The sequence below is a fragment of the Candidatus Thermoplasmatota archaeon genome, from assembly GCA_038884455.1.
Classification (GTDB): Archaea; Thermoplasmatota; E2; order DHVEG-1; family DHVEG-1; genus JAWABU01.
The window spans coordinates 14,949-40,306 of sequence record JAWABU010000001.1 but is presented as its reverse complement, the minus strand read 5'-3'; the positions used below and the strand labels follow the sequence as shown (position 1 = coordinate 40,306).

17 protein-coding genes, 2 tRNA genes and 3 rRNA genes are annotated in these 25,358 nt (G+C 41.0%); 15 read left to right on the top strand and 7 right to left on the bottom strand.

Going from position 1 to position 25,358, the window contains the following annotated elements; translation table 11 throughout:
• Positions 1–20: 20 nt before the first annotated feature.
• The 4 genes from QXL17_00160 to QXL17_00145 all read right to left on the bottom strand — a co-directional run bounded on the left by QXL17_00160 (position 21) and on the right by QXL17_00145 (position 5,324).
• Entirely contained in the window at positions 21–1,223 is a 1,203-nt protein-coding gene (locus tag QXL17_00160; protein MEM4257553.1) for an aminotransferase class I/II-fold pyridoxal phosphate-dependent enzyme, read from the bottom strand.
• A 98-nt stretch (positions 1,224–1,321) separates the two neighbouring features.
• A complete protein-coding gene (locus QXL17_00155; GenBank protein ID MEM4257552.1) occupies positions 1,322–2,503 on the bottom strand; it encodes a PAS domain S-box protein in 1,182 nt (393 codons plus the stop codon).
• Between the two features lie 25 nt (positions 2,504–2,528).
• On the bottom strand, positions 2,529–3,914 hold the full coding sequence (locus tag QXL17_00150; GenBank protein ID MEM4257551.1) for a HAMP domain-containing sensor histidine kinase: 1,386 nt from the start codon (positions 3,912–3,914) through the stop codon (positions 2,529–2,531).
• Positions 3,915–4,124: 210 nt separating this feature from the next.
• The gene (locus QXL17_00145; GenBank protein MEM4257550.1) at positions 4,125–5,324 is read right to left on the bottom strand and encodes a hypothetical protein; all 1,200 of its coding nucleotides are present in this window, start codon (positions 5,322–5,324) and stop codon (positions 4,125–4,127) included.
• A gap of 164 nt (positions 5,325–5,488) precedes the next feature.
• Here QXL17_00145 and QXL17_00140 point away from each other — a divergent pair, with 164 nt between their 5' ends.
• A complete protein-coding gene (locus tag QXL17_00140) occupies positions 5,489–5,854 on the top strand; it encodes a response regulator (protein ID MEM4257549.1) in 366 nt (121 codons plus the stop codon).
• An 8-nt stretch (positions 5,855–5,862) separates the two neighbouring features.
• Here the strand turns inward: QXL17_00140 and QXL17_00135 are convergent, their stop codons facing one another.
• Both QXL17_00135 and QXL17_00130 read right to left on the bottom strand, forming a co-directional pair.
• Entirely contained in the window at positions 5,863–6,009 is a 147-nt protein-coding gene (locus QXL17_00135; protein MEM4257548.1) for an orotate phosphoribosyltransferase, read from the bottom strand.
• Between the two features lie 6 nt (positions 6,010–6,015).
• Positions 6,016–6,714, bottom strand: a complete 699-nt coding sequence (locus QXL17_00130) for a helix-turn-helix domain-containing protein (protein MEM4257547.1) — start codon at positions 6,712–6,714, stop codon at positions 6,016–6,018.
• A 163-nt stretch (positions 6,715–6,877) separates the two neighbouring features.
• Here QXL17_00130 and alaS point away from each other — a divergent pair, with 163 nt between their 5' ends.
• Positions 6,878–9,616 carry an alanine--tRNA ligase gene (gene alaS, locus QXL17_00125; GenBank protein MEM4257546.1) on the top strand — a complete coding sequence of 913 codons (2,739 nt, stop codon included), beginning with the start codon at positions 6,878–6,880 and terminating at the stop codon, positions 9,614–9,616.
• A gap of 10 nt (positions 9,617–9,626) precedes the next feature.
• Here alaS and QXL17_00120 read toward each other — a convergent pair whose 3' ends face one another.
• Positions 9,627–9,797, bottom strand: coding sequence for a preprotein translocase subunit Sec61beta (locus QXL17_00120; protein MEM4257545.1), 171 nt, complete (start codon positions 9,795–9,797; stop codon positions 9,627–9,629).
• A 197-nt stretch (positions 9,798–9,994) separates the two neighbouring features.
• Between QXL17_00120 and QXL17_00115 the strand changes: the two genes are divergently transcribed.
• From QXL17_00115 to QXL17_00055, 13 genes are all read left to right on the top strand, one after another.
• Positions 9,995–10,576 carry an orotate phosphoribosyltransferase-like protein gene (locus QXL17_00115; GenBank protein ID MEM4257544.1) on the top strand — a complete coding sequence of 194 codons (582 nt, stop codon included), beginning with the start codon at positions 9,995–9,997 and terminating at the stop codon, positions 10,574–10,576.
• A 39-nt stretch (positions 10,577–10,615) separates the two neighbouring features.
• The gene (gene lysS, locus QXL17_00110) at positions 10,616–12,166 is read left to right on the top strand and encodes a lysine--tRNA ligase (protein ID MEM4257543.1); all 1,551 of its coding nucleotides are present in this window, start codon (positions 10,616–10,618) and stop codon (positions 12,164–12,166) included.
• Between the two features lie 33 nt (positions 12,167–12,199).
• Complete coding sequence (locus QXL17_00105) at positions 12,200–13,450, top strand: tRNA (N(6)-L-threonylcarbamoyladenosine(37)-C(2))-methylthiotransferase (protein MEM4257542.1); 1,251 nt, start codon at positions 12,200–12,202, stop codon at positions 13,448–13,450.
• Positions 13,451–13,482: 32 nt separating this feature from the next.
• Positions 13,483–14,529, top strand: a complete 1,047-nt coding sequence (gap, locus tag QXL17_00100) for a type I glyceraldehyde-3-phosphate dehydrogenase (protein ID MEM4257541.1) — start codon at positions 13,483–13,485, stop codon at positions 14,527–14,529.
• Positions 14,530–14,599: 70 nt separating this feature from the next.
• The gene (locus QXL17_00095; GenBank protein MEM4257540.1) at positions 14,600–14,836 is read left to right on the top strand and encodes a DUF5654 family protein; all 237 of its coding nucleotides are present in this window, start codon (positions 14,600–14,602) and stop codon (positions 14,834–14,836) included.
• 114 nt (positions 14,837–14,950) lie between these two features.
• Entirely contained in the window at positions 14,951–16,189 is a 1,239-nt protein-coding gene (pgk, locus tag QXL17_00090) for a phosphoglycerate kinase (GenBank protein ID MEM4257539.1), read from the top strand.
• Positions 16,190–16,245: 56 nt separating this feature from the next.
• Positions 16,246–16,317 (top strand) — tRNA-Ala (locus tag QXL17_00085).
• A gap of 213 nt (positions 16,318–16,530) precedes the next feature.
• On the top strand, positions 16,531–16,878 hold the full coding sequence (locus tag QXL17_00080; GenBank protein MEM4257538.1) for a hypothetical protein: 348 nt from the start codon (positions 16,531–16,533) through the stop codon (positions 16,876–16,878).
• A 495-nt stretch (positions 16,879–17,373) separates the two neighbouring features.
• A 16S ribosomal RNA gene (locus tag QXL17_00075) occupies positions 17,374–18,841 on the top strand.
• A 123-nt stretch (positions 18,842–18,964) separates the two neighbouring features.
• Positions 18,965–19,036, top strand: a tRNA-Ala gene (locus QXL17_00070).
• A gap of 187 nt (positions 19,037–19,223) precedes the next feature.
• Positions 19,224–22,152 (top strand): 23S ribosomal RNA (locus tag QXL17_00065).
• Between the two features lie 47 nt (positions 22,153–22,199).
• Positions 22,200–22,318: ribosomal RNA gene (rrf, locus tag QXL17_00060) — 5S ribosomal RNA — on the top strand.
• The 16S, 23S and 5S rRNA genes sit together here with 1 tRNA gene alongside, the layout of an rRNA operon.
• 331 nt (positions 22,319–22,649) lie before the next feature.
• On the top strand, positions 22,650–25,331 hold the full coding sequence (locus tag QXL17_00055; protein ID MEM4257537.1) for a hypothetical protein: 2,682 nt from the start codon (positions 22,650–22,652) through the stop codon (positions 25,329–25,331).
• The last annotated feature ends 27 nt before the right edge of the window (positions 25,332–25,358 follow it).

Sequence of the window (25,358 nt, the reverse complement as noted above, 5' to 3'; positions counted from 1 at the left end):
TTCATCCTTTAAATGATTAATTATTTGAGCCGCATTTTCATGAACCGTTCAAGTTGATCAAAGGCCTTCTCAAGCATTTCCAGCGGTGGGAGGATCACTGCTCGGAAATGACCTTTGCCAAACACTGAACAAAATCCAGACCCATGGACAACTAATACATGCGCTTCACGAAGTACATCTAAAACAAATTCTTTGTCATCATTCCAAAGCCCAGAACGCATCGCTTCTATTTTCGGGAAAATATAAAACGCTCCTGCAGGTTTTGCTGTTGAAAGACCTGGAATTTCATTAAGTCGTTTATATGCATAATCACGACGTTCTCGTAATTTCCTATTTGTTTCATCGATGTGATCCTGAGGTCCTTTCAATGCAGTGATACATGCTCGCTGGCAGATACTGCTTGCGCACAGCCGAGATCGAGCAATCCGCATAAAAGCATCCTGAATCTCATCAAGCTCCCCGCTATGATGGAACAACACATACCCCATCCTCCACCCAGGCATCAAATATACTTTTGAGAAACCATTAAAGGTAATTACAGGTACATCTTTTGCAAGTGAAGCTGTAGCGCATTGCTTTCCGTCAAAAACCATGTCATCGTAAATCTCATCAGAAATAACTGGCACTTGAAATTCACCAGCGATATCAATAATTTCTTTGATTACCTTTTTTGAATACAACGCACCGGTTGGATTATTTGGATTAATAAGAACAATCCCTTTCGCTCGATTTGAAATCTTTTTCCGGATATGGTCAACATCAGGCTGCCATCCTTCTTCTTCAATACATCGATACGGGATCGGGATTGCATCGTTTACCCGGGTAATCAAGGTATATTGAGGATAGGTTGGACCAGGAATCAATAACTCATCGTTTGGATCAAGAGATGCATTCAAAAGGATTTGCAACCCTTCTGTGACACCAGTGGTCACACAAATATCATCAAGTGAATACGTAACATTGTTTCTTTTTTTTTCACGATCACAAATCGCTTGCCGTAATTCAACATAACCTTCTGAAGGAGCATACCCGTTAAAGTTTTCTTCAACGGCTTGAATTAAAGCATCTTTGATATATTGTGGTGTATCAAAATCATATGCATTCGGGTCACCGATGTTTAATTTTAAGACTTGAATTCCTTTTTTTTCCAGTTCTTTTGCTGGAAGTAGTACATCACGAATTGCATATGAAACAGAATGGGAACGTTTTGACGCTCGAATCATAGTGTATCAACTCTGAAACCGGACATGAGGAAATAACATAAATACTTGCTGGTAAAATAAAAACAGAAAAAAATAAAAATATCGAGAATACATAAGGGCTAGATCAGAAAATCTTCTTTTACTATACAGCGGAACAACCCTTTATCTTTTAAATACTCAATTGTTTCACTGACAAGAATCAGTGAGCCATCTTTCCGTTTATGAATCGTTTTGACATGTGTCTCGCCATGCTGACGGACAGTATTTAACCGATCTTTGAATTCTTGAGGATCTTCAAAGGTATCAAAATCACTGAGAGACAAATTTAAGAAATCTTCTTTTTCATAACCCAGTTTTTCTGTGATTTTACCGGTACAATCAATGATATTTCCATGGTCGTCAAAGATATACGAATAATCAGATAGCTCAGTACTCCTTTGTTGTTTTTTGATGTCGTGGAAATCAAGCTGATTTGTGTCAATATCAGTATACTCTTTGAATAAATGAGGAGCGCGTTTTCTCCACTCTTTTACTTTAATATTTTTCAAAATTAGTTCTTCGATTTTATGTTCGAAAGGTTCATGGGTTGTTACATCTCGATGAACACCGCGATATCCACAAAAATTCCCAAGATGATCAAAAATTGGTACGGCGTTGGTAAACACACGAACAGGTGTACCATTTTTATGAAAATAATACTGTTCAAGCTGCTGCATCGGCGTCTGCTTTTTGTTAACAGCATAATACCCGATTTTCACTTTTTTTGCTTCATCAGGAGGCATAAATTCAAAAATCGATTTTCCAACAACTTCCTCAGGTTTGTAGCCGAGTGCATCTGCGACTTTCGGAGAACAAAACGTGTATATGCCACGGGCATCTGTTTCCCACGCCCATGCATCAATCGTATTTAACAAATCTTGATATTTTTTCTCAGCAGCTTCCTTTGCTTTTACCGTTTCTTCAAATATTTCACCTTTTTTCACACCAACCTTATGGATCGCTAGTTTTAAGCTTGCTAGAACACGATTTAATGATTCAGTTAATGCATTGATCTCAAGAATCTCGCTTTTTTCAAGAGTAACATCAAGATTACCCCGGCTGATTTCATTGATCGTTTTTGTTAATTTTTCAAGGGGGCGAGTAATGAAATATGCAATCGCGTAACTCACACAAAAAGTAATACCAACAATTAGAATAAAATATGCAGATGCAATCTCAAAACCTAAAAAACCGCTGATGATTCCAATCGGGATCATTGCAATTGCAAGACACATGACGATGAGTAATGCTCGTAGCCGCATCCCATCTTCCCTCTTCTTATTTCATTCATATATCATTTTTTTCAGGATTTGTTTTCGTTCCAAAGATCGAATCTACCGCCTGTCGAAATACTGTCGTTTGTATATCATGAAGTATATGTTGTTGATGTAAGGTATCAATATAGTCTAATATATCTTTTCTGCCTAAAGCATTTTTATTTTTCAGTTCTGAAAATTCAACAGTGCCCATCGGCCCAAGTATTTCAGTGAATATTTCTTGTACTTTATTTTCAATTTCTTTCTTTGATGAAAATAAAACTTTAATGGGTTCTATTTCAGTAACCGGCTTGAGCGGTACCGTAAAATAAAAGATACTGCCTTTACCAACTTCACTTTCAACCCAGATTTTTCCTTTTTGGGCTTCGACAATACCTCGACAGATAGTTAAACCTAAGCCAGTTCCACCATGTTTCCGATTCAGATGATCTTCAATTTGATAAAACGGTTCAAAAACTCTGATCTGATCTGCAGGTTTCATACCAACGCCATGATCAGCAACGCTAAATTGAATGTATCCATCTTTTTCGTAAGCATCAATATCAACAACGCTGTTCTCTGGAGAAAATTTGATCGCATTATGAACAAGATTACGGAGAACTTGACTTACCCGATCAGGATCAACTTCGATTATTGGTAACTGAGTTGTATGAATTTTCAAGGTAATGTTTTTTTCACGGGCAAACCCTTCTAAAAAACTGACAGTATCATGAAGTATCTGGGTCAGGTCTACTTTACGAAATACAAATTTTAACCGTGCGGCTTCAATACGAGAAATTTCAAGAAAATCCTCTATAATTTTGTCAAGTCGTTCTGCATTTCTCATAATGATTCGTATACTTTCTTTTTGCTTGTCTGTTAAAGAGCCAAAAAATCCATTTTCAAGCATTTGTAACTGTGCTTTCATCGGTGTCATTGGCGTTCGTAATTCATGGGATGTGATGCTTAAAAACTCTGACTTTGCTTTGTCAATCTCTTTTCGCTCTGATTCCATTTTACTTAAGGCAAGTGTCGTTTTATTGAAAGCATGACTGAGTTGCTCGAGTTCATCACCGGTTTTTATGTTTGTTTGTATTGAAAAATCACCTCGTTCTACTTTTTGAGTTGCTTGTTGTAGAAACGTGATCGGTTTTGAAATGCTTCTGGAGACAAAAAAACCAATAAGCGCAGTATCTATTGCAATGAGAATAATAAGTAGTAGTGCCGTGTATCGAAGAACAGTTGTTTGATGATAGATAATCGTTGACTGTTGCGATAAAAAAGACGTTGATAATGCATAAAAATATGAAATACTAATTGTTGGTGCAACGATACCAACGAGCAGAAATACCAAGGTTAACTTTCTGCTGATTTTTCCAAAAAGAAAAGTTTTTGGATCAGGAATTTTTTTTATCACACAGCTCCACCTGCTCGGATAATTAAATATATACAAAAAGATATATATTCATTTTTTAAAGAGAATATCATTTTGCCAAATTTTCATGTACTCCCATCCTACGTTCAGTCCTTAATATGTTGATAGTGCTATATCTTATCCTTTGTGTTCGAAAACAGTATCGTTTTTTATCTATAAAGATTTTATCTAACGTAATCAAAAGGTACAACATTACAGAAACTCTTGTCTTAATTGAATCATATGCAGATTGATTCCCATCTCTTCGATACGTTCTAAAAATACCGGATCAAGTGATTTTTTAAACTCATCAATAAATTGTTTTCGTAACGAAGCACCAAGACAGGTACAGATCTCATTTAATAGCTTTTGAATTCCTCGCCTCGTATCGGTTTCACTGATCTGATCTAGATTTTCCATAATAATAATATCATAATTTTTTCCAGGTTCTTGAGATGGAACAACAGTTATATATTTAAAATACGTAAAACGAGATTCAATTTTTCGTAAAAAATTATTCACCGCGAACACTGCATACTGATGCGTACTTGCTTTACTTAAAACAATGAGCGTCGCGTTGATGATTTCCTTTAAAACATCTTCATAACTTGCTTGATATTTTTTAAACTGAATTCCAATATCCTGCATGTACTGCAAATATTCTGATGTAAATTTTTTCTTAAATTCCTCAAAAAAGTAGCTTCCTCCTTTGTGTTCGAGCTGTGTACGTAGATCGTTGAGCAGATCATTGAATGTTTTTCCAATTTCAAAACAGTCAACAGAATCAACATCAGGAGCAACGACAACCATATCCACACCCTGAACAATACGTACGTTGACTAATGAAATATAGCGCAGCCATTGGTGTTCTTCAGAATGTTGGGCACATTGTTTACGAAGAAATTCAAGTGCTTCAGTCGTTGTCATATCTTTCTCAAGAATCTCGATAACTGCTTTGAACATCTTTTTAATGAAGTCTTGATGGTTGCTTGTTGAGGTATTATCTTGCTGTCGATCCAGAGTTAATTGTGATTGCAACAAATTCAGATCAAGAGCAAGATCACGTATCTCTTGACTGTATATTGGACCAAGTTTATCTTGTAATTCTTTCATGAAAAAAAAACCAGCATGACTACCCATGGACGTAACAATGGAGGTAATCAATTCCTGTAAACCTGCGCTAAGTTCTGCTCCATTCGTCGTGTTCAGTGTTGGTGCAACAGAAACAAATCGATCATATTCTGAAAAACGAACGTTCTGAATGGTCACTGCTTTGAAAAAAGGATATTTTACCTCGAGATTTTTTGTTGCACTGTAAATTATAACTAACGCATAATCTTGCGACGTTCGTCTACTAATAATATCTATCATTGTTTGTAATAGTTTTTCACATAATTCTGCTCGTTGGAACATATGCTCATCAACTATATATGATCGCTCTCAACATCTGCTGAAATGTACCAACTATTGCATCATTCATTTGTTATTAAAAATTTCTTATATTCCCACGGCGACTTATGAACATAATCTTTTTTAGGTTGAATGAGATGTACACCACAAAGAAAAACGATGATTCTATGACAAAAACAATTCTCATTGTTGATGATGAAGAAGATATTAGAACGTCAGTCGGCCAACTCTTTGAGGTCAGCGGGTACCAGGTAATCACAGCACACAACGGTCTCGAATGTCTAGAAAAGCTTGAACGAACAATTCCTGATCTTATCATTCTTGACATTATGATGCCAGGGATGAATGGATGGGATGTTGCTGCAAGAATCAAAGAAAATCAACGATGGAAACAGATACCCATTGTTTTCCTTACTGCAAAAGGCGATGAAATGAGCATTGGCATGGGGCATCTTGCTGCAGTTGAATACATTACCAAACCCTTTGATATCATGCACTTAAAAGCAAGTATTGACCGTATTCTCCACGCATAAAACACATATTATTTTTGAGCACGAAATGCGCATTTTCTACAGATACCATGTTCAAATGAAAAACAACGACTACAAACCAATTGACCGCAGAGATGACAGGTGTACATTGCATCAGGTTTCCCGCACATACTGCAGAGTCCAAAGAGATCAACCATGCCTGTTCACTTCCCAATAATAACTAGTTTTTTTCGTAAATCATCCATTGGCATCTGGGTGACGGCAAGCGGTATTTTTTCTTGCTCAGCAAGCTGCACCGCTAACGGATCAACACCGCCAGGTTGATGGTAAATTACAGCAGAAGGTTTTACCGGATGAATACGGATCGCAATCATAGGACTTCGACCGTAATGAACACCGGTAAAAATTAATGCACGTTCAGTACTCCAACCATACAGATTCGAATAATTTGCTGAATTTAATGTTTTTATTATTTCAATACCATCAACCAGCGTAAAGCCTTTGATGTGAGTATCAGCATGTTTTTTTGACGTTAACAACTTTGCATGTATCTCTTTGAGAAATTTGATAATGGGAATTGAATACGAATATTCCATAATATCAATAATGCCTTCTTGATTCTTTGTGATAAACTGATAACTTCTCATAATTTTTGAATTATTTTTTGTTTCATCAATTTTTAAAAAAGCTTCAATAATTTTTTTAATTGTATTGATTCCAGGAGACTTCCGTCGACCTGACTCGTAGTCGCTGATCACACTGGGTGACAACTTCAACATGGTAGCAAGTTCTGTTTGTGAGATATTAAAAATAGTTCTCCATTTTCGAATCGTCTCTCCTGGTTTCGAACTGAGGGTAATTTCTCCGGCAATTTTTTCAGCTAAAACATCTCGTACTCCCATAGGTTTATCCTATTCCTTTGTTTACTATTGTTGCCGAAAAAGATATCGACGATAAAGGTAAAAAAGTTTCTATTATCTTCATGATCGATCTCTTATTCCCTTGGGAACCAGCTTTCTTGGATAAACCTTTATACCATTTCTACATACCTACCACACTAGAATCATGATTGATGCTCTCTTGAAAAAAGAATGCGACCTAGCATTCTTCCATAAAAACGGTTTCGTACGTAAAAAATGTAGCTCTTGCGGAAGCTATTTCTGGACCCTTGACCAAACAGCTGAAAAATGTGGTGATCAACCCTGCGTACCATTTAGTTTTATAACGAAACCACTAACACGAAAAAAACTATCGCTTTCAGAAGTAAGACATCATTTTCTAACTTTCTTTGAAGAAAACAATCATCAGCGAATTCGATATCCTGAAACAGGTGAGCGATGCCCAGTTATCGCTCGTTGGCGATCTGATATCTATCTTACTATTGCCTCTATTGCTGATTTTCAACCGCATGTCACCTCCGGAGAGGTACCTCCGCCAGCAAATCCGCTGGTTATCTCACAACCGTGTATCCGGCTTAACGATCTCGATGAGGTTGGATACAGTGGACGTCATCTGACAACGTTTGAAATGATGGGCCACCATGCATTCAATAAAAATACTGATGAAATATATTGGAAAGAAGAAACGGTTTCCTATTGTGATGAATTTTTTAGAACACGTATTGGAATCCCTCGAGAATATATAAATTACAAAGAACATTTATGGATCGGGGGAGGAAATGCAGGTCCTTGTATCGAAGTATTAGCAGGTGGTCTTGAAATTGCAACGCTTGTTTTTATGAATATGAAAGAAGATCCTCAAGGGACAATTGTACTTGAAGGGAAAAAATATACTCAAAACCCACTCAATATCGTCGACACTGGCTACGGTCTGGAGCGTATCTCCTGGTTTACTCAAGGAACACCGACAGTATATGATACAGTGTTTCCTGAGGTCATTCGATTTATTCAAAATCAGACCAAGTATGCTCATGAAAAACCAAGTATCTATGCATTAGCAGATCATACCAAATGTCTTGCTTTTATGCTTGGCGATGGTATTGTTCCTTCAAATGTCAAAGCAGGATACCTCGCTCGATTAATAATACGACGATCGCTACGGTTTTTAGAAAAACTCAACATTTCACTCCCGCTCAAAGAGTTAGTTGATCTCCAACTTACGTTACTCCAATCAGATTTTCCTTCACTGATTACCCGGAAGAAACAAATCGATGAAATCCTTGACATTGAAACCAAACGCTTTAGTGACACACGACAAAAAGGAGAAGGACTCGTTAAACGTCTTCTTAAAGAGAAAAAAACACTTGACACCACTGCATTAGTACGTCTCTACGACACACATGGTATGCCACCTGATATCGTCAAAAATATCGCCCAAACAGAAGGAATACACATCGACATTCCTGCGAATTTTGATTCAATGATCGCAGAACTTCATTCTCATGAAACTGAAGAAGAAACAACTGTTGAGACTGCAGAACAACTTCCGGAAACCCATCTACTCTATTATGAAGATCATTATATGAAAGAATTTGATGCAACCGTTATGTGGGCACAACCAAATCAAGATGGGACGCTTGTTGTTCTTGACCAAACTGCTTTTTACCCTGAAGGAGGAGGACAACCTTCGGATACCGGAGTTTTTATTATCAACGGTACAACCATCCCTGTTGTATCAGCTCAGAAGAAGGGAAAAGCAGTTATACATACAGTCCGTGGTGGTCTTCCTGTTGGGACACTAGTTCATGGTAAAATTAACTGGGATGCTCGATATGCTCTCATGAAACATCATACCGGAACCCATGTTGTCAATGCAGCACTCCGCACACTTTTTGGGGAACACATCTGGCAGGCGGGATCCCAGCTTGGTACCGAAGAAGCTCGATTTGATTTTTCTCATTATAAACCGATCACTGATGATGAACTGAAGGAAATAGAACGTATCGCTAATATGTTTATCCAAAAAGGAGCATCCGTTGAAAAAAAAGTCATGCTTCGAAATGATGCTGAACAAACGTACGGTTTTCGACTGTATCAGGGTGGCGTGCCGCCAGGAAATGAAATACGGGTTCTCAACATTCCAGGTATTGATGTTGAGGCATGCGGTGGAACCCACCTCAACAATATTAAAGAAATTGAAAAAATAAAAATCCTAAAAGCTGAAAGAATACAGGATGGCGTCAACAGAATTATTTTTGCAGCTGGACGCGCAGCAGATGCACAACGTCAACAGGATGATGCTCTTTTTGAGCGAATTATCACGATGTGCAAGCATAGTTTTCATGTAACAAATCATTCAGACAAAACAGAACAATTGCGAGCATCGGCAAAAGTTTTCTCAGTACCTGTTGATCAACTAGAAAAAACAATACAACGTTTTCTCAGTGACACAAATATCTCGAAGAGAAATACGGTTGAAACGCTTGTTGATGCGTGTACACTTTTATTTGAACTCTGGAAAGAACAACAAAAAGAAGGAAGAAAAATACCGGTTGATGAAATCAAAAAGATATATGCTACTGCTGAACAAATTCCTGGAACTGATATCAAAGTTATTGCAACTTCTTCAACCTATGATGCAACTATAGTTGCTACAACGCTGATCAAAGAGACGAACTATATTGTTCATATTTATGATGGGAAAAAAATCTGCTCAGCAGTATCTGAAAATATCTCTTTTGATTTACGAGATATCGCTCCAGAACTTGGTAAGATTCTTGGTGGAAGTGGCGGTGGAAAACCAGCGTTAACGCAGAGCGGAGGACCCAAAAAAGAAAACGTACAGCAAGCATTACGAGTTGCAAAGGAATTAACCAAGGAGAAAGTTGTGTCACAACAAAAATAAAAAAGCTTTTTTATGAAAGTGGTTTTAACAGATGGACTGCTACAACAATAACAGCTGTTGCAACACACATTGCAATGACCAGCCACGGAGGAATTTTGAGCGCTGTTTTTTCTTCTGCATCAAAGTAACGAATTAATCCTGCTGCCGAATGAAAGCCTTCTCCTTTTTTTTCCTGTGCCATAGCATCACAGTATCCTCACATCTCCTAGGACTATTTTAGGTTTACGATGCATCTGTGCTCCTATGATTGTTGTATGCTCTGTTTTATTTATCAAAAAACAAAGTGTGTGATTTACGATGATACTAGTGTTTATTCTGGAGACGAGCAAACATCTAAATATGCATCATCGATACCACTATTTAAGGGTGTTATCAAACATGAAAGAAATAGATACTCTGATAGCAAAAGCAATTAAATATAAAGAGAGTGGATTATCAGATTATGAAATTGGTGAAGAACTCAATATTTCAAAAGACACGGCAACTTGGCTTCTTGCTCGAGGGAAGAAGGAGAAACCAGAAGGTGAAGTTAAAATCGGATGGCGTTCAATTGGAATCTATCCGAATCGTATCCGATCGATCGCTGATGCTTTAACTGACATTATTCTTGAAGAAATTGAAAAGAAAAACCTTCAAGTTGATACAATTGTTGGTATTGCGATCAATGGAATTCCATATGCATTATATATCGCAGATGCTCTCTGTTTAGAACTTGCAGTCTTCAGACCAAGTCATGACAAGTCAGGAGCTTTTTCGTCAAACTATGCAACCGTGAAAGATAAGAACGTTGTCATTATTGATGATGTTGTTGGGAGTGGCGAAACCTTTAAACGTGCAATAAAAGCATTGAAAAATGAAAAAGCAACTCCAGTTTTATGTGTTGCAATCATTAACAAAAAATCACACAACGACGTTCAGGGAGTTCCTCTGCGTGCATTAATCAGAGCACGAGCAATTTAGCCAAAGCATATCTTCATCATACTTTTCTGCGTGGTTCAGATGCATTGGGCAGAAGTTTTAGCAGAACAACTCTATCAACAAAAGAAAAAGCATGTACTCGCCACAGGAATAACACCATCAGGCCCAATTCACATTGGGAACATGCGTGAGATTCTAACTACTGATGCTGTATATCGATGTTTAATTGAGAAAGGAGGAGATGCTGATTTTATCTATGTGTGTGATGATTATGATCCTCTCAGAAAGGTATATCCCTACCTTCCACAAAATTATCAGGAACACGTCGGTAAACCAATCTGTGAACTTCCATGTCCCTGCGGCAGCCATCAAAGTTATGCAGATCATTTTCTCCTGTCTTTTCTTGGTTCACTGAAAGAAATCGGTGTAAACCCACAGGTTTACCGTGCGAGTGACATGTACCGCCGTGGTGATTATATCGAGTCAATACAAATTGCTTTAGAAAACACACAAAAAATTCGAACAATTCTTGAAACCATATCAAAACGAGTTCTGCCGAAAAATTGGCTTCCATTCAATGTGAAATGTCAAAACTGTGGAAAGATATCAACGACTTCACCGGTGTTGTATGAATATCCAACCATTGAATACAGTTGTTCATGCGGCTATCAAGGTGAGATTAATATCAATGACGGTGGCGTTGGAAAACTACCTTGGCGGATTGACTGGCCTGCTCGGTGGAAGATGCTTGGGGTAACCTTTGAACCTTGTGGTAAAGATCTTGCAACTGTTGGAGGCGCACGAGAAACAGGTGCGAAAATCGTTGAAGAAATATTCAACTATCCGCATCCTGCTCTCCAGGTTTATGAATTTATCATGCTGAAAGGGAAAGGCGCAATGCATAGCTCAAAAGGAACTGCACTTAGTAGCGAAGAAATGCTGCGGATGACGCCACCCGAGGTGTTGCGCTTTCTTATTATGAAAAATCAACCTAACAAACATATTGTTTTTGACTCAGGGCTTGGTTTACTTTCTCTTGTTGATGAATATGACCAGGCAGAAGCAACATATTTTGGGATGTACGAAGAAAATAAAGGTATGAAAGATTTTAGGAAAACCTATGAACTTTCACAACCATATCATATTCCAAAAAAACTGCCACTGCAGCTTCCGTATCGGCATCTTGTAACCCTTCTTCAAATTGGAAAAACATGGAGTGAGGTAAAAGCAATATTGATCCGAACACAGCAAATACCAAACACTATTTCAAAATCTGATGAGGAACATTTGCAGCAGCGCCTCGACCATGTACGATATTGGCTTGAAACCTTTGCACCAGATGAAGTTAAATTTGAGATTCAAGAAAACCTTCCATCGATTTCTCTTACATCTGAACAGCGTCAATATTTAACGATGCTGGAAGAAAAACTCTCACAGAGTCCCTGGACTGCTGAAACAATTCACAATACTATCTATGAAATCGCAGAACAAGTACACGTTCCTGTACAAATCTGTTTTAAAACACTCTATCAACTGTTGTTAAACAAAGAAAAAGGACCTCGACTCGGATATTTTTTATCAAATCTTGATAAGACATTTGTTCTTCGACGAGTGACAGAAGCACTTAAATAACGTAATCGTTCTTCATGCTGAACCGTTAATTGTATGAAATGGTATATTGAAACCTATGGTTGTACTGCAAATAAAAGTGACGAAAGCCTCATTAGGGGAGCACTCCTCAGTCATCATCATGAACCTGTTGAGGATATTCACCAGGCAGATGTCCTTATTATTGTAACCTGTACCGTGATTGGAACAACAGAACAGCGAATGGTATCTCGTTTCAGATTTTTTAAAAAAACCAAAAAACCCGTGATCGTAACTGGTTGTATGTCCGCAGTCCAGCAAGCACTAATCACAGAGATACTCCCTGATGCGTTCCTCCTTAAACCTTCAGAGTTGAGTACAATTGTCGATATTGTATCAGGAAACAAAACAACTACGCAAGAGAACAATACCTCTTGGTTACCAGCACGTTATACTTCTCAATATGCACCGATAACGATTGCAGAGGGATGCCTTCAGAAATGTTCGTACTGCATTACACGTCTTGCGCGAGGATCTCTGCACAGCTATCCAAAACAACACATCATCGCATACATACAGGAAGCACTTCGTCAAGGATGTACCGAAATTCAACTGACGGCACAAGATACCGCTGCATACGGGTATGATTTGAACAGCTCATTGGATGAATTAGTCGGAACAATACCTCAGAAACCGAATTGTTTTCGTATCAGAATTGGTATGATGAATCCGTACACCGTCAGAAAAAGATTCAGTAATATTCTTGCCTGTTACCGTCATCCAAATGTGTATCGATTTATCCATCTTCCAGTTCAGTCAGGTGACAACACGATACTCCAAAAAATGAATCGCCAGTACACCGTTGAAGAGTTCAGAGAAATGGTAACTACGTTCAGAGCAAAAATACCTGATATCAGCCTTTCAACCGACGTTATTGTAGGATTCCCGACAGAAACCGATGATCAGTTCCATCATACGTGTACATTTCTTAAGAACATTAATCCAGATATTGTGAATATCACTCGTTTTTCAGCGCGGCCGAACACTCCAGCAAAAACAATGTCTGGTCGCATCCCAACAAAGGTTATCAAGCAGCGATCCCAATATCTTTCTGAGCTTTGTAAACAACTTCAACGAACGAAAAATAAAAAATTTCATGGAAAAAAATATACGGTTCTAATTACAGAACTCGGAAAAAATAATACGTTTTTTGGCAGAACTGATACGTACAAACCTGTTGTTCTCCATGAGCAGGTGCACCTTGGGGAGTTTGTCTCAGTGCAAATTATTGATTCGTCAGAAATCAACCTTTTCGGAAAGCTTATATAGAAACGATGCATCTTTGGTTGCTGTGGTAGAGGATGATACGCGTAGGAATCAACGGGTTTGGTAGAATAGGACGAAATGTTTTACGAGCAGCTTTTCAACACTCACAATATGGAAAGAAATTTGAAATTGTCGGGATAAATGACTTGGGAAGTACTGAGATTCTCGCCCATCTGTTAAAATACGATTCGATCTACGGTAAATTTAAAGGAGATATCAACGTTAAATCAAACGGAATTGAGGTAAATGGTCATTTTATACAATTTTTTTCACAAGTTGACCCGGTAAAGCTCCCGTGGAAAGATTTAGCCATCGATGTTGTCATTGAGTCAACAGGTATTTTTAGAACTCGAGAAGGCGCAGATAAACATCTTCAAGCCGGTGCAAAAAAAGTTGTCATCTCTGCACCTGGAAAAGATCCTGATGCAACAATTGTTCTCGGGGTAAACGAACAAACCTATAATCCTGAGAAACATCATATTATTTCAATGGCATCGTGCACAACCAATAGCCTTGCACCACCTGTGAAAATACTTCATCAGCAATTTGGAATTGAACAAGGTTTTATGACCACAGTTCATTCGTATACCGGTGATCAACGTATCCTTGATTTTCCTCATAAAGATCTCAGGAGGGCACGTGCTGCTGCAGTGTCGATCATCCCCACCACAACCGGTGCGGCAAAAGCGGTTGGACTGGTTATGCCTGAACTCAAAGGGAAAATTGATGGTATCGCACTTCGTGTACCAACTCCTGATGGATCATTAACTGACTTTACCTGTACTTTGAAACAGAAGGTTAGTATTCAAGATATTAACACTGCGCTGAAAACCGCATCAGAAAAAAATCTCAAAGGAATTATGCAGTATTCTGAGGAACCGTTAGTATCAGTTGACATTATTGGTAATCCACATTCAGCGATCATCGATGGACTCAGCACAAAAGTTATGGGCGAACAAGGCAATCTTGTTAAAATATTTTCATGGTATGATAACGAGTGGGGTTACTCCTGTAGGATCGTTGATCTCATCAATTATATGTTCAGTGAAGCAGTACTCACTATAGAACCAGTAAAACATTAATACATTCCCCAATTTTTTTCTAAACTAAAAAATAAAAAAAGGTTTAATAAGGACCTCAGAGTTCTCATCTATGCGGGAGGAAAGAGAATTGTCAATCAAAGCTGAAATTATTGATAAAATGGCGGCATTGATCACAGCAGCATTTGGTTTGATTGCGGCACTTGCATGGAATGAAGCAATAAAAAATGCCATCGATCAACTTGGACTTACGCAGTTTGGTCCATGGCTCTATGCAATCATCGTTACCATACTCGCAGTAGTTATGACGATATGGATTGCACGTGTCGCATCAAAAATTAAACAATAACCCCCCTCATAAAACGAGAGGTCTTTCATCTATTTTTTCTTTTTTTTATCAAATAAACTTAAAGGTTTAAATAATGCATATGCGATATGTCCCACTTGAGGAGGAAGAAATATTATGAAACCATATAACACCTTAGATGATTTTCAATTTGAAAATAAAACGGTATTACTGCGTGTTGATTTCAACATGCCTCTTGATAAGAAAACACTCAATATTGCTGATGATACACGAATTAGATTGGCACTTCCAACCATTCAGGAACTTATCCAGAAAAAAGCAAAAATCGTGATTCTCGCGCATCAAGGCAAACAGGGGAGTTGGGATTTTATTGACATGCAACGACATGCAGAAAAACTACAACAACTCCTCGGAAAAAAAGTTACCTTTATCAATGACATATTTGGAGAAAAAGCGAAAAACGCAATACGACAGATGAAGCCAGGTGAAATTATTTTTCTAGATAACATGAGAAAATTTGCAGGTGAAACAGAAAAAAAACCACCCGAGGAACATGCAAAATCACCGCTTGTTCAAAACTTGTATCCTCTTGCTGATTTCTACGTCAATGATGCTTTTGCTGCAGCACACCGCGCACAATGCTCGCTAACCGGTTTCACGGTGGTGCTTCCTTCAGCAGCAGGCAGACTTCTTGAAAAAGAACTTACAACTCTTGAAAAGGCGGTAAGCAACCCTGAAAAACCATCAGTTTTTATGTTTGGTGGAGCAAAATTTGCTGATGTTGTTGTTACCATTGACCGAGTGTTAACTAATAATATTGCTGATACTGTTCTGCTTACAGGTTTAACTGCTAATGCGTTTCTCAAAGCACAAGGTGTCCAGCTTGGTGAAAAAAACGAACAAGCTTTTGGTGAGGATGGAACTCCTGAAGTCTTTGCCGATATCAAAAAGATATATACAAAGTTCCAAAAAAGAATTGTTCTTCCCAGTGATTTTGCATACGAGGAGAATGGGCGACGAAGAGAGCTGTCGGTAAAAGAACTACCCTGTAACTACAATCTTTTTGATATAGGTACAAAGACGATTGATGAGTTTAAACGGATTTTATCGACTGCGAAAACCATATTTGTTTCAGGACCCTGCGGTGTATTTGAAAACCAACTCTTCCGCAGAGGCACTGAAGAAATATTCACCTTTATAGCGGAATCAAAAGCTTTTTCGATAGCAGGTGGTGGTCATACGGTTGCTGCACTTGAACAACTTCAACTCAATAAAAAAATATCGCATGTCAGTACTGGTGGCGGTGCCCTTGAAAAATTTATGATGGGGGAAAAACTTGCTGTTGTTGAAGCGTTAAAAAAAGCAAAAAACAGACCATTGGTCACCTGTAAATAAAAAAGAGAAACAATCAAATAGAGATGCCTCCTTACCTTGCCGTGCAATCTCGCTGAGGGCTGGTAGATCAGCGGAAGATCGCCGCCTTCGCAAGGCGGAGGCCGCGGGTTCAAATCCCGCCCAGTCCATACTGTTCCAAAAACGAAATCGTGGGGAAAATATATGGGACGAAGTAGTAGTAGACAGATACATCAAGATGAAAAAAAGTACTTGATGTTCTTCAAACTGAGGCGAAAGAAAGCATTGATGTCATCGCAAAAAAATGTAAATTTTCACATCAGAAAGTATGGCGTATCATTAAAAAACTGGAACGAGAAAAAGTCATTTGGGGATATTCTGCCGTGGTCGACGACGAGTATTCTGAAAGAAAACATTTTATCATGCTAATGAAAAGAACGACAAAGCCACTTGATGATAAAGTACTCAATGAAATTATGAACACACAGTTAGATGATCTTCTCCCACCTGGACAAATCCGCATTGAAAACATTGAATATGTTCATGGATGTGTTGACGGCATTTTTACCTTCCAAGCAGATAGTATCGTCACAGCAAAACGATTTGTTGAACGGTTTAACGATCGTTTTCAGGGATATGCTTCAGAACTTCAGCTCCTTGAAACCATTGTGCCAATACGACGACAAGGTATCCGTAATCCTCGGATAACAGAAGTTATTCAATATCTATAACTCGTAGTTCTTCGTTTGGTATCATACTGCTTCTCACTTTGAGGTTTTTGGTTTTTTTCATCTAATTTTTACAGAGACATTAGTTAGTGATTATTTTCAAGAAAATCATTGAAAGGATTTGTTTGATGAAAACCTTGAATCTCTTAAAATTGATATAAACTACTAGTGATAGCTTAATAGACGTATGAGCACTGAACATCGCAGGCCAAGTCAGTGTAAGATTTATATATCATAATTCTATTCGGTGTGTTTACCTCAATTAGTTACCTGCCCGGATTATTCCGGTTGACCTATAAGAGTACAGTATTGTATTGTCTGTGAGTAGGTCGTTTCACATCTGGGCAACATATGGATGTGGAGGTTTAAGAAAATCAAGTATCTTAAGAGGGTACTTGCGCACTCTTAAACCCGACGATTGACGTGCAATTTGGTGATATTTACTACACCTGCCAAATTCAAATAAAGTTGTATAGGACAATAATAATAGTGTGCGAGACTACGGTTGATCCTGCCGTAGGTCACCGCTATTGGGATTCGACTAAGCCATGCGAGTCGTGAGGGTTCGGCCCTCGGCTGACGGCTCAGTAACACGTGGATAATCTGCCCTTAGGTGGAAAATAACCTCGGGAAACTGAGGATAACGTTCCATAGATTTAGGATGCTGGAATGCACTTAAATTGAAAGCTTCGGCGCCTAAGGATGAGTCCGCGGACTATCAGGTTGTAGTCAGGGTAACGACCTGACTAGCCTTCGACGGATACGGGTTGTGAGAGCGATAACCCGGAGATGATATCTGAGACACGATATCAGGCCCTACGGGGCGCAGCAGGCGCGAAAACTTCGCACTGTGCGAAAGCACGACGAGGGGATCCCAAGTGCTAGCACGTAAGTGTTAGCTGTTTCTCTGTCTAAAAAACAGAGAGAGTAAGGGCTGGGTAAGACGGGTGCCAGCCGCCGCGGTAATACCTGCAGCCCAAGTGGTGGCCACTATTATTGGGCCTAAAACGTCCGTAGCCGGTTCTGTAAATGCCTGGGTAAATCGTATCGCTTAACGATACGAATGCCGGGTAGACTGCGGGACTTGAGACTGGGAGAAGCTAGAGGTACTCCGGGGGTAGAGGTGAAATTCTGTAATCCTCGGGGGACCACCGGTGGCGAAGGCGTCTAGCTAGAACAGGTCTGACGGTGAGGGACGAAGCCCTGGGGCGCAAACGGGATTAGATACCCCGGTAGTCCAGGGTGTAAACGCTGCTCGCTTGATGTTAGCCGGGCTTCGAGCCCAGCTAGTGTCGGAGAGAAGTTGTTAAGCGAGCTGCCTGGGAAGTACGGTCGCAAGACTGAAACTTAAAGGAATTGGCGGGGGAGCACCGCAACGGGTGGAGCGTGCGGTTTAATTGGATTCAACGCCGGAAAACTCACCGGGGGCGACGGTTATATGAAGGCCAGGCTGATGACCTTGCCTGATTTTCCGAGAGGTGGTGCATGGCCGTCGTCAGTTCGTACCGTAAGGCGTTCTGTTAAGTCAGACAACGAACGAGACCCTCATCTTTAGTTGCAATTCGTCGGTTCGCTGACGAAGCACACTAGAGAAACCGCTGGCGATAAGTCAGAGGAAGGCGAGGGCAACGGTAGGTCAGTATGCCCTGAATCCCCCGGGCTACACGCGCGCTACAAAGGCTAGGACAATGGGCTCCGACACCGAAAGGTGAAGGCAATCCCGAAACCTAGTTTTAGTTCGGATTGAGGGTTGTAACTCACCCTCATGAAGGTGGAATCCGTAGTAATCGCGGATCAACATTCCGCGGTGAATATGCCCCTGCTCCTTGCACACACCGCCCGTCAAACCATGCGAATTGGGTCTGAGTAAGGATGTGGTTCTTGCTACATTCGAACTTAGGCTTAGTGAGCGGGGTTAAGTCGTAACAAGGTATCCGTAGGGGAACCTGCGGATGGATCACCTCCTACGAAAATAACGGCAGATGTAGTAGACACTGAAAAATCGCACGTCGATCAAAAAGAAAACTATATTAAGGGTAACTGAATTCCATCGGCTCCTAATATAATATAGATAGTTATATTATAGAAAGGGCCGGTAGATCAGCGGAAGATCGCCTGCTTTGCAAGCAGGAGGCCATGGGTTCAAATCCCATCCGGTCCATTGCGATTTTCCTAAAAAAGATACTCTCATGAAATTCAACGTCAGCTTGTGTGAAATGCACATAAGTTGATAAGAACGGAGACCGCCGCATGTCTAGACATGTGGTTGTTTGTGTCGATGAACGTTCCATTACCAGAATAATGATGATGTTGTTTGGTAATGGGTGCATATGCAACCTGGACGTAAATTGAGCCAGTGCTACGCCATTTGGTGGATTGCTCGGCTCGAGTAGCTGATGAAGGTCGTGCCAAGCCGCGATATTACTCCGTGTAGGCGCAAGGAGCCTTTGATACGGAGATCACCTAATGGGACATCCTACCGTCTTTGACGGTATTCGCATCAGCGAAAAGGAACCTGCCGGAGTGAAACATCTTAGTAGGCAGAGGAAAAGAAATCAACTGAGATTGGGTGAGTAAAGGCGATCGAAAACCCAACAGGGCAAACCGAATCCTTATATGATGAATATAGGGAGATGTGGAGTTTGGACCTATTTACTCCCAAACTAGGGAATCCGAAGTCCTCTGGAACGAGGCACCAGAGAGGGTGATAGTCCTGTAGGAGTAAGCTAGTGGGAGATTTCTAGGTATCCAGAGTAGCATGCGCTGGAAATCGCGTGTGAATATGGGAGGCATAAACTTCCAACCCTAAATACTCCTCGAGACCGATAGCGCAATAGTAGCGCGAGTGAACGTTGCAAAGTACCCCTTGCGGGAGGTGCAAAGAGCATGAAATCAAATGGTTACAGACTGATAATGGCATGAAAGCGACGAAACCAACTTAGTTGGTGGAGCAATGTCTTATCGTTCGTTTTGAAAAACGAGCCAGGGAGTTCCTGGTGATGGCGAGGCTAAAGATGGAGAATCTGGAGCCGTAGCGAAAGCAAATGTCCGCAGGCAACGAGGGACAAGGTGTGCTCGCCTGTAGTCATTACCACGATACCCGAAGCCAATCGATCTATGCGTGGCCAGGTTGAAGCCCTATGAAAATGGGGTGGAGGACCGAACCGGTGCTGATGTGCAAATCGTTCGGATGAGCTGCGTATAGGGGCGAAAGACCAATCTAGACTGGGGATAGCTGGTTCCCCCCGAAACTACTCGCAGGTAGATCTCTGATGAGATGGATTGCGCGGTAGAGCACCAATTGGGTGCTTAGGGGAAGAAATTCCTCGGCACCTTGTTGAACTCCGAATGCGTAATCATCGTAGATTCAGGGTAGTGAGGATACGTGGGGTAAGCTTCGTGTCCATAAGGGAAACAACCCAACCTTGTGTTAAGGTCCCTAAGTGTTATCTAAGTGTGATAGTTAAAGAGTGTTTATATCCTCAGACAACCAGGAGGTTGGCTTAGAAGCAGCCATCCTTTAAAGAAAGCGTAACAGCTCACTGGTCGAGGTTATATGCCTTGAAAATGGACGGGGCTAAGGTAACCACCGATACATAAGCACACCTACAAGGTGATTGGGTAGGGGGGCGTCGTGCGCGGGTAGAAGTTTGGCTGTAAGGTCAAGTGGACCGCGTTCGAACGAGAATCCTGGCAAGAGTAGCATCAAAAGTAAAGTGAGAATCTTTACCACCGAAAGGACTAGGTTTCCTCGACGATGTTCATCAGTCGAGGGTTAGTCGGTCCTAAGGCAACCCTTAATCGACGTTGCCGAATGGGAAACAGGTTAATATTCCTGTACTCGTCAAATATTTGCTCATATTTTGACGCATGTGGGTAGATTTTGCAGACTTGTCTGTCTGTCTAAGCGAGATAAATCTGGGGAGTACCGTTATGGTGAGAACCAGATCAAGGCGTGAATGGTCTGTCGTTTTTAGACGGATTGAATCGAGCCCAAGTGCCCGTGAAAAAAAATATGAGATGTAATTTGACGATCCGTACCGAGAACTGACACAGGTGCTCCTAGCTGAGAAAGCTAAGGTGTATCGGCTTAATCCTGGCGAGGGAACTCGGCAAATTGGCCCCGTACCTTCGGTAGAAGGGGTGCCTGCTTTGCAGAAAGCAGGTCGCAGTGACTAGGGCGCTCCGACTGTTTAATAAAAACGTAGGAGACCGCAAGTCCGAAAGGATGTGTATGGTCGCCGAATCCTGCCCAGTGGCGGTATCTGAAAACCTATTTCAATGGGGCGAAGGACCGCTAAACGGCGGGGGTAACCATGACCCTCTTAAGGTAGCGTAATACCTTGCCGCTTAATTGGCGGCTTGCATGAGTGGCTTAACGAGAGCGCTACTGTCCCCGCTTGGAAGCCGGTGAAATTGACTTACTGGCGCACAGTCCAGTACCTTCTAGAAGGAAGCGAAGACCCCGTGGAGCTTTACTACAGCCTGTCGCTGTTGTACGGTTTTGGTTGTGCAGCGTAGGTGGGAGCCGTCGAAGCCTGGACGCTAGTTCAGGTGGAGGCGCCAATGGGACACCACCCTACTTTGACCGTACAACTAACTTGCAAAAGAACACCGATAGGTGGGTAGTTTGGGTGGGGCGCCACGCGCTCGAAAAGGTATCAAGCGCGCCCAAAGGTCACCTCAAGAAGTTCAGAAATCTCCTGTAGAATGCAAGGGTAAAAGGTGGCTTTACACGAATTGGATCAATAACAATTCGTGTTACGAAAGTAGGGCCTAGCGAACCAATCTACCTTATTTGTGAGGGTGATTGATAACAGAAAAGTTACCCCGGGGATAACTGAGTCGTCTCCAGCAAGAGCCCATATCGACCTGGAGGCTTGCTACTTCGATGTCGTCTCTTCGCATCCTGGCGGTGCAGCAGCTGCCAAGGGTGGGGTTGTTCGCCCATTAAAGCGGATCGTGAGATGGGTTTAGACCGTCGTGAGACAGGTTTGTTGCTAACTTCTAGAAGCGTTGATGGTTGAGGGGAAAGACCCTTTAGTACGAGAGGAACAAGGGTCTGCAGCCTCTAGTTTACCAGTTGTCTGACAAGGCAGTGCTGGGTAGCCACGCTGTAAGGGATAAATGCTGAAAGCATCTAAGCATGAAACCCACCCTGAGACGAGCCATCATAGAGCCCGAATAGAAGATTCGGTTGATAGGACTAAGGTGTACGCATGAAGCTTCGGCGACATGTTCAGCCTATAGTTACTAATCGCTCATCATCTGGCTCAATCGTTAAACAGGTTGCATGTGATTTCATACATTCAGAGTAGCAGTGGTTTGACGGTCAAAGCGGTGGGGAAACACCCGGTCCCATCCCGAACCCGGCAGTTAAGCCTACCTGCGTAATCTTTGGTACTATGGTGTGAGAACCCATGGGAAGACTACCCTCTGAAGAGGGCTGGAACCTTTAGACTAGGTGGAGAGCCTCGTTTGGTTCCTTCGGGAACCTTATGGGGTAAGCTTCACTGCTTGAAATCTATTGGCTCCTGGTACGCTGTCAAACCACTCTTACAAATCTTATAGTATTTGCATGAGTTGTGTATCTTTTTCTTGAGGTAATTTTTGATGTTTTTTCTGCATGTTTGCGCTGTTAGGATTTCACAGATTGCTGAAAAATCCTGTTTTTTACATAAATGTTAAATACCTGTTTCACCTAATATATATGTGAAGAGAGTTAATTTTTTAGAGGGATACCTCTCTGGAGCATACGAAGAGGTGAATGATTCATGAAAAAGAGGGTAGTAGGAGGAATACTATTCTGTTTGGTTTTTTTGATGTTTTCTACGCCGTATCGCGCTGCTGTTTTTCATCTCACTCAATATGAATTGCTTTCTGATCAACCAGAACAACCAATTGTTGTGCAATCTCAACGATCTGCAACCGTAGGTTTGCAGTCATCACTTGTAATTACATATCCTGTCGCTGGTCAGTTGTATCTTTTTCGTCTTCGCCCGATGAAGTTACCGAATATCTTTCATCTTGGTCTTGCTGTGGTTGTCGGTCGGAGTCTTACTATTGACACTGAATCAGTCGATGTGCATCATGTACGATTTGAGGCAACGCAGATGGCAACAGGGTGGAAAACTGAACGATGGGATTATAACACTATTAATGGTTTTTCAATGGATCTGGGGCTTTCATCTGGGTTGTATACGATTCGGGTGTATGGTTTTGATGATCAAGATCAAGAATGTGCTCGCGATTTGATAAAAGTCTTGTTTGTCAAAATAGGTCGTGATGATTTTGGCGTGTGGATCAATACTCGGTATGATAATGGTATGACGCTTAGGACACCGTTGAATCTCGGAATCGCTGATTTTAACTCGATGCTTACAACTGGTGAAACGAAGCGTTTTCTTACAAGTATGCAGTCAAAAGATGATACAGCTGTTGAGCTGCGTTTCACCCGAACAAAGATAACACAGAATTCTGAGAATGTTATTGAAACGAGATTTCATCTTGAAACCAGCTGTGATACGTCGAAAAATTATGAGGCTTCGTTAGAGGTTCGTTTTCCGTTTGTCCTTCTTTCCGGTGGTGAGCTTGATACCAAGAATAATCCTTTTTTCAGTACGCAAATTGGGTATCGATCCACTGCGGTTGGAGATGGTATCAATAAGGTGACGACATCGTTTTTTGTCGGCCGAGAGCATCTTGATGATCCCCGGGTTGTTCGATTAATAATACAACCTGATTCTCTTGAGACTGGTTCCCAGGTAACGTTTTTTACCCAGTATACGACTGTTGATGGTGAGGGTCATGAAGTGTTTTCTCGATGTTTTTCTGTTGAATTTGATCCTGCAACTGAACTTACGATCACCGCGGTTCCTACACAGGCAACCATTTCATATGAGTTCGGCAAAAGCGCTGGTGTGTCAACAAGAATTTCATTTCGTGCAGAGGGCGGTATTCTTGATGCTATTATTCAGCGATTTGTGATCGACCCGTTGCCAAGTTACATGAAGTTTGATTTAACTATTCTTGGATCTCGAGAGTTTCTCTATGAGTCAGATCGGCCATATGACATCTCTTATAGCCTTGATTCAGAGCAAAATGGTACACTTGTTTGTTTTGCAGTCAGTAATCTCCCACAGCGCATTCATGCAGCATGGGGTCTTGAATTGGGTGTGCTTGGTGATCTGTCTGCACAAAGTTTCGCTGAACTGAATATGTCGTCTGATGTTGAAGAGCTTGGTTTGTATTTCTCTGGGGTGTATGAACCGTTTATGCGAATCACGCAGGTGCCAAAGATGATTCGATGTGACAGTTTTATTGATGTTGCAGGAGGAACTGGATATATTCATATTGTACGGGATTACGATGAACCGCGAACGCTCGATGTAGGGTTGCGTTTTGGTGAGGTTTCCGTGACAAAAACGTTTATTCTTGCATGTGCATTTGTAAAACTTTCATGGGATATTAAGATTTTACAGGGGACGGGAATGATAACTCTTGAACGTAGCCCTGAGGCGTCATTGCTTTCTACGACAACGATTCAGTACAAAGATTGGGTGTTTTCAAAAACACTTGAACTGAGTACGACGTTTGTTCAAATAGCATGGGATGTCAACCGATCTGATCGAAGAGGTCATATTACTATGATGCGGAGTACTGCAGTTGGTGGCGAACCAACGGTGACGTTTTCTGTAAGTCATGCAGGATGGACAATTACAAATACGTTGGAGTTAAAAAACAATCATACTGAGCTTGTCTGGGATCTTCCTGATGCGCAGAACAATCATGGTGTTCTTTCGGTGATTACCGGTGGTGATCAGCTGCTGTATACTACGCTTACCGTGCATGATCAAGGAAGTCTGATGCTGAGGTTTGGTCTTGGGATACAAACCAGTGATCATCTCATGATTTCTTGGGATAAGGTTGGGAATCAGATTCGAAATTTGCAGTGGTCAGGTCGTATTCTTTCCTTAGATGCAGTTGATATTTCGGTACATGTTGATAGTGATCTGTTGAGTATTGCCGCAACATGGAACATTGGTGAATCAGGGATGCTGGAGTTGCAGGTAAATAAAAATGTTGCAGTGACTTTTGTAAACACAACAACACCAGGATTTAAACTCCAGGGGTCTGTTTCGTTTTTTGCAAATCGAAAGGTAAAATTTACCTGGTCGTTACAGGAAACTGGATATGTGACGATTCATACGTTTGGTCAACCGGTTGGTGATCAGTTCAACCTTGAGGCTGGTTTTGACCCTTCACAGAGTGGTAATTATTGGTATGGATTCAGACTGAGTGGTCAGAATTTTATTGATATTACTCGGACGATTCAATGGCATGCTCAGAATGGACAATTGATTCGTATTTGGATTCTTGGTGACACTCCACTGCCGGGTGATTGGACGTTGCAGATCTTATGGAAACATCAGTGGTATACAGTGCCCTGGCCGTAAAAAAATTAAGCAGTTCTCTGAAAAAGA

What these genes read in the sequence shown, in the direction of transcription:
- QXL17_00160 (MEM4257553.1), bottom strand. Translation starts at nt 1,223, where the DNA reads ATGATTCGAGCGTCAAAACGTTCCCATTCTGTTTCATATGCAATTCGT.
- QXL17_00155 (MEM4257552.1), bottom strand. Translation starts at nt 2,503, where the DNA reads ATGCGGCTACGAGCATTACTCATCGTCATGTGTCTTGCAATTGCAATG.
- QXL17_00145 (MEM4257550.1), bottom strand. Translation starts at nt 5,324, where the DNA reads ATGTTCCAACGAGCAGAATTATGTGAAAAACTATTACAAACAATGATA.
- QXL17_00140 (MEM4257549.1), top strand. Translation starts at nt 5,489, where the DNA reads ATGACAAAAACAATTCTCATTGTTGATGATGAAGAAGATATTAGAACG.
- QXL17_00135 (MEM4257548.1), bottom strand. Translation starts at nt 6,009, where the DNA reads ATGGTTGATCTCTTTGGACTCTGCAGTATGTGCGGGAAACCTGATGCA.
- QXL17_00130 (MEM4257547.1), bottom strand. Translation starts at nt 6,714, where the DNA reads ATGGGAGTACGAGATGTTTTAGCTGAAAAAATTGCCGGAGAAATTACC.
- alaS (MEM4257546.1), top strand. Translation starts at nt 6,878, where the DNA reads ATGATTGATGCTCTCTTGAAAAAAGAATGCGACCTAGCATTCTTCCAT.
- QXL17_00120 (MEM4257545.1), bottom strand. Translation starts at nt 9,797, where the DNA reads ATGGCACAGGAAAAAAAAGGAGAAGGCTTTCATTCGGCAGCAGGATTA.
- QXL17_00115 (MEM4257544.1), top strand. Translation starts at nt 9,995, where the DNA reads ATGAAAGAAATAGATACTCTGATAGCAAAAGCAATTAAATATAAAGAG.
- lysS (MEM4257543.1), top strand. Translation starts at nt 10,616, where the DNA reads ATGCATTGGGCAGAAGTTTTAGCAGAACAACTCTATCAACAAAAGAAA.
- QXL17_00105 (MEM4257542.1), top strand. Translation starts at nt 12,200, where the DNA reads ATGAAATGGTATATTGAAACCTATGGTTGTACTGCAAATAAAAGTGAC.
- gap (MEM4257541.1), top strand. Translation starts at nt 13,483, where the DNA reads ATGATACGCGTAGGAATCAACGGGTTTGGTAGAATAGGACGAAATGTT.
- QXL17_00095 (MEM4257540.1), top strand. Translation starts at nt 14,600, where the DNA reads ATGCGGGAGGAAAGAGAATTGTCAATCAAAGCTGAAATTATTGATAAA.
- pgk (MEM4257539.1), top strand. Translation starts at nt 14,951, where the DNA reads ATGAAACCATATAACACCTTAGATGATTTTCAATTTGAAAATAAAACG.
- QXL17_00055 (MEM4257537.1), top strand. Translation starts at nt 22,650, where the DNA reads ATGAAAAAGAGGGTAGTAGGAGGAATACTATTCTGTTTGGTTTTTTTG.